This is a genomic window from Corynebacterium sp. HMSC074A09, assembly GCF_001811545.1.
In the GTDB taxonomy this organism is placed as follows: Bacteria; Actinomycetota; Actinomycetes; order Mycobacteriales; family Mycobacteriaceae; genus Corynebacterium; species Corynebacterium hiratae.
Genome location: NZ_KV805091.1, coordinates 1 through 9,054 on the forward strand (window position 1 = coordinate 1; position 9,054 = coordinate 9,054).

7 protein-coding genes are annotated in these 9,054 nt (G+C 58.9%); all 7 read left to right on the forward strand.

Annotated elements, in window-relative coordinates; genetic code table 11:
- Positions 1 to 963: 963 nt before the first annotated feature.
- On the forward strand, positions 964 to 1,581 hold the full coding sequence (locus HMPREF2807_RS00310; RefSeq protein WP_070509557.1) for a DJ-1/PfpI family protein: 618 nt from the start codon (positions 964 to 966) through the stop codon (positions 1,579 to 1,581).
- 300 nt (positions 1,582 to 1,881) lie between these two features.
- Positions 1,882 to 3,552: an AbgT family transporter gene (locus HMPREF2807_RS00315; protein WP_070509562.1), complete on the forward strand. Its 1,671-nt coding sequence runs from the start codon at positions 1,882 to 1,884 to the stop codon at positions 3,550 to 3,552.
- A gap of 4 nt (positions 3,553 to 3,556) precedes the next feature.
- Positions 3,557 to 4,906 carry a M20 family metallopeptidase gene (locus HMPREF2807_RS00320; protein WP_070509563.1) on the forward strand — a complete coding sequence of 450 codons (1,350 nt, stop codon included), beginning with the start codon at positions 3,557 to 3,559 and terminating at the stop codon, positions 4,904 to 4,906.
- Between the two features lie 171 nt (positions 4,907 to 5,077).
- Entirely contained in the window at positions 5,078 to 6,109 is a 1,032-nt protein-coding gene (locus tag HMPREF2807_RS00325) for a siderophore ABC transporter substrate-binding protein (RefSeq protein WP_070509564.1), read from the forward strand.
- A gap of 39 nt (positions 6,110 to 6,148) precedes the next feature.
- Entirely contained in the window at positions 6,149 to 7,144 is a 996-nt protein-coding gene (locus tag HMPREF2807_RS00330) for an ABC transporter permease (protein ID WP_369816129.1), read from the forward strand.
- Positions 7,145 to 7,179: 35 nt separating this feature from the next.
- Positions 7,180 to 8,199 (forward strand): iron chelate uptake ABC transporter family permease subunit, encoded by a 1,020-nt coding sequence (locus tag HMPREF2807_RS00335; protein WP_070509566.1) that lies wholly within the window; start codon positions 7,180 to 7,182, stop codon positions 8,197 to 8,199.
- Entirely contained in the window at positions 8,196 to 8,951 is a 756-nt protein-coding gene (locus tag HMPREF2807_RS00340) for an iron ABC transporter ATP-binding protein (RefSeq protein WP_070509567.1), read from the forward strand. Before HMPREF2807_RS00335 ends, HMPREF2807_RS00340 begins: the two co-directional genes overlap by 4 nt.
- The last annotated feature ends 103 nt before the right edge of the window (positions 8,952 to 9,054 follow it).

Here is a 9,054-nt window from a genome sequence, read left to right on the forward strand (position 1 = left end):
TCAGGTGTCTACCAAACAGGGGTCAGGTCCCCCGTCCTTGTTTCTTGAATTGCGCCTGTGACCTGCTGTGTTGTGGTGTGGGGGTTCAGTCCCCGGCGGCTCCACCGGAAAGCCCCAGCTAGATAACGTTCTAGCTGGGGCCTCTTCTCGTTTTGTATCCCTGGCCTGCAGTAATGGCGCATGTCCGGTGCGTGCAGGTAGGGCCACCCGTGTCCCGCATTAGTCCCACAAAAGCCCCCAATCAAGCCCCGACGGCTCCACAAATAGCATGAGTGTTCACCGAGGGGAATGCTGTATCGAGACCGTTTTGGTGGCTAAGCTTGGGTAGCAGCTGTCTGGCGGGAAGCGTCAGGGGGTTCTGAATAGAGAAAGAAGCGTGAAACCGCTAGCAGGCTTTCTTGAGTTCCTTTAAAGGGGGGTAGAAGTGATCGCTTTCGCTGGGACTATCACAGCCGTGCTAGGGCTGAATGTTGTGGCGAATGAAACTGGTGCGAATGCCGTGGGGTTCGTAATTACAGCTATTCTCTTGGGATTCGGGCTCGCTCCCTTTGTTGGGGATTCTCTGGAGCGCCATATTCCGGTTTCGCTGTGGCGGCGGATGTCATTTTCTCGCGTTGCTAGCCGTCGGTGGGGTGTCGAGCTATTCAATGCTGTGCTCACGAGAATCGGATGGAATGGCATGATTTTGGCGATGCGCAGAGAAGAGTCTGCCAAGCGTGAAGGGGCGACCCCTCTTCGTCCCATGCGAGCGTCGGCAGCCGGTCATGCGTGGGGATTGTTGCTCCATATATGTAGCGCTGGATGGTGCGCTGCGGCAGACGGATTGTTTGCGGCTACAGTTCTTCTTGTTGTCGGGGTTGTGGGCCATCTGTATCCGGTTTTGCTTCAATTACGTGTGCTCACGGATGCTCGGGGGAGGTAGTTCAATATCGGTGTCGTTGCAGCCTGCTTTAGGATGGCCGCATGGATACCGAATCTCTCCGCATCACGGTCGTCTTGTTTGAGGGCTTCGAGCTTCTCGACGTCTTCGGGCCCGTCCAGCTGCTTCAAGCGGTGCCTGATGTCGCCGTTGTTTTCGCAGGACCGGATAGTGGGCCAGTTGCTAGCTCGCAGGGCGTGGAAGTGGTGCCGACAATTTCTTATGGGCAGATTGAGCCGGCCGACGTTCTCCTCGTCCCGGGAGGAAAGGGGACCCGGAAGCTCGTGGAAGACGAATCTTTTCTGACGTGGCTTCGTGAGGTGGGTGCGCAAGCGCCGGTGGTTGCCTCCGTGTGTACGGGTTCTGCGGTCCTGGCGGCGGCCGGGCTCTTGGAGGGCTACACCGCGACGAGCAATAAGCGTGCCTATAGCTGGGCCACGTCCTTCGGGGGCGATGTGTCCTGGCAGCCGGAGGCGCGGTGGGTGCACGACCGTAATCGATGGACCTCCTCAGGTGTTGCGGCGGGGATGGATATGACTGTCGCGCTCATTGCGCACCTCGTATCAGACAGTGCTGCCGTCGACGCTGCCAACTTTGCGGAATATGAGCCACACCGCGACAGTGGATGGGATCCTTTCGCGCGGATAAACGGGCTGGTGTAGTCGAGCGGCGACGAAGCTGAGCGTGGGGACGTAACGTTCGGGCAATCTGGTGACGCTCACGGTAGATAAGGAGCTAAAAACTGGCGATTTTTGGCCACTATTTGCCGTGGGCGTAGTTAGGGAGAGCCTGTAGGTTGCGGAGGTGAGCGGGCGGCGAGAAAGCGGAGTCGGAGTAGCTCTGGCCGTACAAAATCTGCCGAAGAAGGAAAATATTTGTTACCCAAGTTACATTCCCGTGGTAGCCTTTCCTCAACAGTGTGACGTGGAGCACTGGGACTGACCCCTACGACAGGAGTACCCATGAACAGCCCATCCAATACAGCGCCGAAAGGCGGCGCTGACACCACGGAGAAATCAAAAGCACATCCCGCCACGGCAGAGCAAAAATCGAGTCAGCAATCCAGCGGGGGAATGCTGGATAAGTTCCTCAATGGCGTTGAATACGTCGGCAATAAACTGCCCGAGCCCTTCACCATCTTCCTTATCCTTTTCCTTATCACCGGCGTGCTCTCCACCATCATGGCGAAGATGGGCGTGGAGATTAAGATTCCCGGCAGTGATGAGATTCAGCCGGTCAAAGGGCTCTTCACCGGTGAAGGACTGACGTGGTTCACCACGACGATGGGGGAGAACTACATCAACTTCCCGCCGCTGGTGACGGTGCTGCCCATCATGCTCGCAGTCGGCGTGGCGGAGCGCTCCGGAATGCTCTCAGCGCTGATCCGGAAGCTCTTTGGTTCGGCGAAACCGTGGCTGCTTCCGTACGCCGTCGGCGTAATTGGTGTGACCGCCTCCGTCATGGCGGATGCGGCCTTCGTTATCGTTCCGCCGCTGGCCGCGATGGTCTTTAAGGCCGCGGGCCGCCACCCAGTGGCGGGTCTGATTGGCGGCTTCGCCGCTGTGGGCGCGGGCTATTCCACTGCCTTGGTGCCGACCTCCTTGGATGCGCTGTTTGCTGGTATTACCACCGCGGTTATGGACACCCTGCCGAATACCGAATTCGCTCCGGTCAACGCCATGTCGAATTACTACTTCAACGTGGCCTCCTCCATCGTGCTGGGTGTGCTTGCCGGCTTTATCATCGACAAGGTCATTGAGCCGCGCATGTGGCAGCAAGATGTCCCCACCGAGGAGGATATCGACCCCGAAGACGCCGCCGAGCGCGGTGACCGTGACGAGAACGGCGAGGAGCTCACCGCTGAGCTGCGCCCGGCCGAGACCAAGGGTCTCATGTGGTCTGGCATTGCCACGCTTATCCTCACCGCCATCATTCTCTTCGCGACTCTCCTTCCGGATTCCCCGTGGCGCAACGAAGAGGGCGGTTTCTTGCCTAAATCCCCGCTGTTGAACTCCATCGTCTTTATCGTGTTCGCTTACTTCTTGCTCCTCGGCGTGGTCTACGGCAGGGTCGTGGGCACCGTCAAGGGCATTACTGATGTCGTGAACATGATGATGGGCGCTCTCAAAGATATGCTGAGCTTCCTTATCTTGGCCTTCATCCTGGGCCAGTTCGTGGCGCTATTCGCCTGGACCGGCATCGGTACCTTTACAGCGGTGAAGGGTGCTGCCTTCCTGGAATCAATCGGGCTTACTGGCTTCGCGGCCATCTTCGCCTTCATCGTCTTGGCGTCCTGCCTCAATCTTCTGATTATTTCGGGTTCTTCCATGTGGACGCTCATGGCCGCGGTCTTCGTGCCCATGTTCGCTCTGCTGGGCTATGAACCGGCCTTTATCCAAGGTGCGTTCCGCGTGGGTGATTCGGCAACCCAGATCATTACCCCGCTGAACCCGTACATGATTGTCATGCTTGGCTTCCTCCAGCGCTATGAACGCGAGGCAGGCCTAGGAACGCTAATGTCGCGCCTCGTTCCCTTCGTTATTCCGTTCTTCACTGCCTGGGCAATCCTGCTGGCCACTTGGTTCTACGTGGACCTCCCACTGGGCCCAGGCAACAACGTCATGATTGGTTAAAAGTATGGATCAACGCAACAATCCATCGACAGCGTATCTGGAGGCGATGGAGGAGGGCGTCGCCAAGCGCGTGGCGTCCGCAGCTCCACCGGAAAAACAGGGAGAGGACTACCCGGGCCAGGATAAGCTCTGGGATGCGGTGGCCGCTCGCGCCGAGGCACTGCGGGAGAAGGCCGCGCACATCGTCGCGGACCTGCATGCTCATCCCGAGACCGCGTTCAAGGAGCATCGCTCCATGGCGGTGCTGGCGGACATCGTTGAAGAGCACGGCTTTTCCGTCCGTCGCGGGGTCTACGGCGTGGAGACCACGTTCGAAGCTTCCTGGCAGAGTGCAGATTTCGACCCTGAACGGCATCCCACCGTGGCCATCCTGGCGGAGTACGATGCCCTGCCTCAGATCGGGCACGCGTGCGGGCATAACGTCATTGCCGCGGCGGGCGTTACTGGATTCTTAGCGGCTACTGCCGCGCTTGACGACGTTCCTTCCTTATCCGGCCGCATTCTCCTCCAAGGAACCCCAGCGGAGGAAGGTCATTCCGGCAAGGAATACATGATCCGCGGCGGCAGCCTACAGGGCGTAGATGCCGCAGTGATGATCCATGGCTTTGGCTATGACATTGGCGCGCATGCCTGGGTGGGGCGGCGCATCCTGCGCGTTACGTATCGCGGCGTGGCCGCGCATGCGAGCTCCCAGCCCTTCATGGGGCGCAATGCGCTTGATGCTGCGAGCCTGGCCTACCAGGGGATTGGGCTGATGCGGCAGCAAATGCCGCCCTCGGATCGGGTACACGCCATCATGAGCGGTGGCGATCGCCCCTCCATCATCCCGAGCGAGGCGGATATGACTATTTACGTGCGCTCGTTGGGGACGCGCACACTCATGGATCTGTCCGCCAGGGTGGAAGACATCGTTCGGGGCGCTGCACTTATGGCCGGAGTCGAGGTCAACGTGGAGTGGGATGAGCACCCGATGACGCTGCCTGTGCGTAACAACGCGGCGTTGGTGGAACGATGGGCGGCTACGCAGGCGCGCCGGGGGCGCACACCACTGCCGGCAGGCACGGTGCCGGATACGGTGGCCGCCTCGACTGACTTTGGCAATGTCTCCCATCTCGTGCCTGGTCTGCATCCGATGGTGCAGGTATCGCCTGCCGACGTCGCCCTGCACACCGAGGACTTTGCCCACTGGGCAGCCACGCCGCAGGCGGTGGATGCAGCCGTTGATTCGGCGGCAGGGTTAGCTCAGGTTGCCCTTGATTTCCTCGCGGATGCGGACTTCCGCCGCGCGGCACGGGAGGATTTCGATAGGGAAGGGCCAGTGGCGGTTGGCGATCTCATTGCTGAGGAGGGGTAGAAGCCCACACAATTGAAATGGCACGTCACGGGGCATCGGTCGGCGGCCGGCTACCCCCGTCGTGAATTAGGAAACATCAGCATGCTTGAAAGGTAAGCTTTACTTGAGTTAGGTTAGGCGCTGCCCTTATTTGCCAACTGTGGTTAGCCACACCTAATATGCAAGGAAGCTATGTTTAACCTTTCTCGCCGTGCCGCGGGCACGACCGCCGCTAAATTTGCCGCTACTCTCTCGGTGGCAGCGCTTGCCCTCACTGGCTGCTCTTCCAGTCAGTCTGAGGAGACCGCTGAGCCGACCGAATCCGCGGCGGCAGGCGCGTCCACCATCACCCTGGAGGATAACTTCGGCTCGAAGGAAGTCACCCTCCCGGTGGAGAACCCTGCGGTGACGGATAACCGCGCCTTCTCTGTCCTGGCGCAGTGGGATATCGACCTTGCTGCCGCACCGCTGAGGCTGGTGCCGAAGTCCTTGCGTGACACCTACAACGAGGACACGGTCGAGGTTGATCTGGGCTCCCACAAGGAGCCGGACCTTGAAGGTCTGGTAGCTGCAGAGCCGGACGCCGTGTGGAACGGCCAGCGCTTCGAGCAGCACCAAGAGGATATTGAGAAGCTGCTCGAGGATGTCCCAGTGCTTGACTTCGAGCCGCGCGACGACGAAGACTTCTTCGACGAGCTCAAGCGCCACACTGAGGCCCTGGGCCAGGTTTTCGGCCACGAAGAGGATGCCGCTAAGCTCATCGAGGATTTCGACGCCGCTGCTGAGCGTGCTAAGAAGGCCTACAACCCAGAGCAGAAGGTCATGGCTGTGAACACCTCTGGCGGTGAAATTGGATACATCGCTCCCGGCATCGGGCGTGTGTACGGTCCGGTCTTTGAGCTGCTTGGCTTGACCCCGGCCCTGGAGGTCGACAATGCTTCCGATGACCACGAGGGCGACGATATCTCTGTCGAGGCCATTGCTCAGTCCAACCCCGATTGGATCCTCGTCATGGACCGCGATTCCGCTATCTCCAAGGAAGGCCAGGATGTCACCCCGGGGGAGAAGCTGGTCAAGGACAACGCGGCGCTGAAGAACGTCACCGCTGTGAAGGAAGGCAACGTGTACGTGGCACCGAATGACACCTACATTGATGAGTCCATCATTACCTACACCGAGATCTTGAACGCGCTTGCCGACGCCTTCGAGAAGGCCAACGCCTAACCATTCTTCGGCAGCGAAGGAGGAGACTAAACCGTGACGGTGAAGAGCAGTGCCTCGGCCAAGCGCTCAGCCGGAGGCCCGCGCAACTCCCGCGAGCCTGTGCTGACCTGGAAGCTGGGCCTCGGCGTGCTCGGCGTCGTCACGCTTCTGGTCCTTTCCCTCATGGTGGGGGAGTACAGCATCCTCGATAATGAGGACGGCTGGGCGATGTTCTTCACCACCCGCGTACCGCGTACCGTGGCGCTCGTTTTAGCGGGCGCTGCGATGGCAATGAGCGGTTTGGTCATGCAGCTGCTGACCCAAAACCGCTTCGTGGAACCCACGACGACGGGAACCACCGAGTGGGCCGGGCTGGGCCTGCTCTTTTCGTTGATTCTTTTCCCGCACTCATCGGTGCTGGTGAAAATGGTCATTTCGGTGTTCTTTGCGTTCGTGGGAACCATGGTGTTCTTCGCGTTCCTGCGCCGCGTGGCGCTGCGCTCCTCACTCATCGTGCCGATTATTGGCATTATGTTGGGCGCTGTTGTCAGCGCAGTATCCTCCTACGTGGCGCTAGCGACGGATACCTTGCAGCAGCTTGGAATTTGGTTCATGGGATCCTTTACTTCCGTCTACGAAGGCCAATACGAGGTCCTGTGGATCGTCCTGCTGGTTTTGGTGGCGGTATATTTCTACGCTGACAAGCTCACCGTCGCTGGGCTAGGGGAGGATATTGCCACCAATATTGGTCTGAACTACCAGCGGATGATTCTGCTGGGAACCGGACTCATCGCCGTGGCGACGGGCGTTGTCACCGTCGTCGTTGGCTCCCTGCCGTTCCTTGGGCTCATCGTTCCCAACGTAGTGAGCATGTTGCGCGGTGATGACCTGCGCTCCAACCTGCCGTGGGTCTGCCTGCTCGGCATTGCCACGGTGACCTTGTGTGACCTAATTGGCCGCACAATTATCTCTCCGTTTGAGATGCCCGTATCGGTCATCCTGGGGATTGTGGGTGCTATCGTGTTCGTCGTCTTGATCGTGAGGTCGACCAAGTGAGGGTAAGTATCTCTATCCCTGCGACGAAGGAACCTGTGCAAGCATCTCGTGCCCGGCGAAGCGTCGGCAGTTTTCAATCCGCGGCTGCAGCACGTAAATACTGGATTATTCTTGGCGCTTTGATCGTCGCCGGGCTGGTCTTTGCTTTTGGATTGTTGGCCTACGACAACCCCATGGAGTTCGGTACCCGCAAGTGGTGGCTCATTGCGCGTCGCCGCGCTGATGCGGTGACCGCCATGGCGATCGTCGCAGTATGCCAGTCCGTGGCAACGGTGGCTTTCCATACCGTGACGAATAACCGGATCCTTACTCCTTCGATCATGGGATTTGAGTCCCTGTACGTTGCGATTAATACAGCCACGGTTTTTTTCCTTGGTGCCGCTGGCCTGACCCAGGCCCGCAACATGGGAACCTTCCTTCTGCAGCTCGTGCTCATGGTGGGCCTGTCCCTCGTGCTGTACTCCTGGCTGCTGACCAGCCGACGCAACAACATGCATGCGATGCTTCTCGTGGGCATCATTATCGGTGGTGGCCTCGGTTCGCTGTCGACGTTTATGCAGCGCATGCTCACCCCCAGCGAATTCGACGTACTCACCGCGCGGCTCTTCGGTTCCGTTAACAACGCGGAGAGCGAGTACTATCCCATCGCCATCCCGCTGGTTCTCGCGGTGACGCTGCTAATGTTCCTGAACTCCCGACAGCTCAACGTGTTGGCCTTGGGACGCGATGCCGCAACGAATCTAGGTGTTAATCACAAGGTCAATGCAATCTACACGCTGATTTTGGTCTCCATTCTCATGGCGACGAGCACCGCGCTCGTTGGGCCCATGACCTTCCTTGGCTTCCTTGTGGCAACTCTGGCCTACCAGGCAGCCGAGACTTATGACCACCGCTTCCTCTTTCCGATGGCGGTTGCCACAGCCTTCGCTGTTCTCACCGGCGCTTACTTCCTCATGCAGCACGTCTTCTATGCGCAGGGCGTGGTCTCCATCATTATTGAGCTAGTGGGCGGCAGCGTCTTCCTTCTGGTCATTCTGCGAAAGGGCAAGCTGTGATCAAGCTTTCCAAAGTGTCCAAGTCCTACTCCGGCGAGACCAACATCGGCCCCATTGATCTGGAGATCCCCTCCGGCGGCATCACTGCGTTGATCGGCCCCAACGGTGCGGGCAAGTCCACGATGCTGACGATGATTGGCCGGCTTCTCGACGTCGACGAAGGCACCATCGAGGTCGCCGGTTATGACGTGTCCTCCACGAACTCGCAGGACTTGGCGAAGATCCTTTCCATCCTGCGCCAGGAAAACCACTTCATTACGAAGCTGACCGTGCGCCAGCTGGTGAGCTTCGGCCGTTTCCCTTACTCCAAAGGGCGTTTGACCACGGAGGATGAAGAGGTGATCTCGCGCTACATCGACTTCTTCCGCCTAGGAGAATTAGAGAATCGTTACCTGGACGAGCTGTCCGGCGGGCAACGCCAACGCGCGTACGTGGCGATGGTGCTCTGCCAGGAGACGGACTACGTGCTTCTCGACGAACCCCTCAACAACCTCGACATCTCACACTCCGTGGAGATGATGAAGCATTTGCGAAAGGCCGCCAAGGAATTTGGCCGGACGATCATCATCGTCCTCCATGACATCAACTTTGCCGCTCGCTACGCCGACTACATCTGTGCGGCCAAAGACGGAAGCATCGTTGCCTTCGGGGGACCGGAGGAGATCATGCGCGATGAGGTCCTCACACCCATCTTCGAAACTCCAATCACAGTTATTGATGGCCCGGATGGGCTGTTGGCCTGTTACCACTAGCTATTAACATTCAGGTGGACTGCCTGACAGCCAGAAAACCGCCCCAGGAAGAGTGCCAAAAGGTGCTCTAGCTGGGGATTTGTTGTTTGTTGGGGGTGTGCGT

Coding starts and splice junctions, on each gene's coding strand:
- HMPREF2807_RS00310 (WP_070509557.1), top strand. CDS start 964: ATGGATACCGAATCTCTCCGCATCACGGTCGTCTTGTTTGAGGGCTTC.
- HMPREF2807_RS00315 (WP_070509562.1), top strand. CDS start 1,882: ATGAACAGCCCATCCAATACAGCGCCGAAAGGCGGCGCTGACACCACG.
- HMPREF2807_RS00320 (WP_070509563.1), top strand. CDS start 3,557: ATGGATCAACGCAACAATCCATCGACAGCGTATCTGGAGGCGATGGAG.
- HMPREF2807_RS00325 (WP_070509564.1), top strand. CDS start 5,078: ATGTTTAACCTTTCTCGCCGTGCCGCGGGCACGACCGCCGCTAAATTT.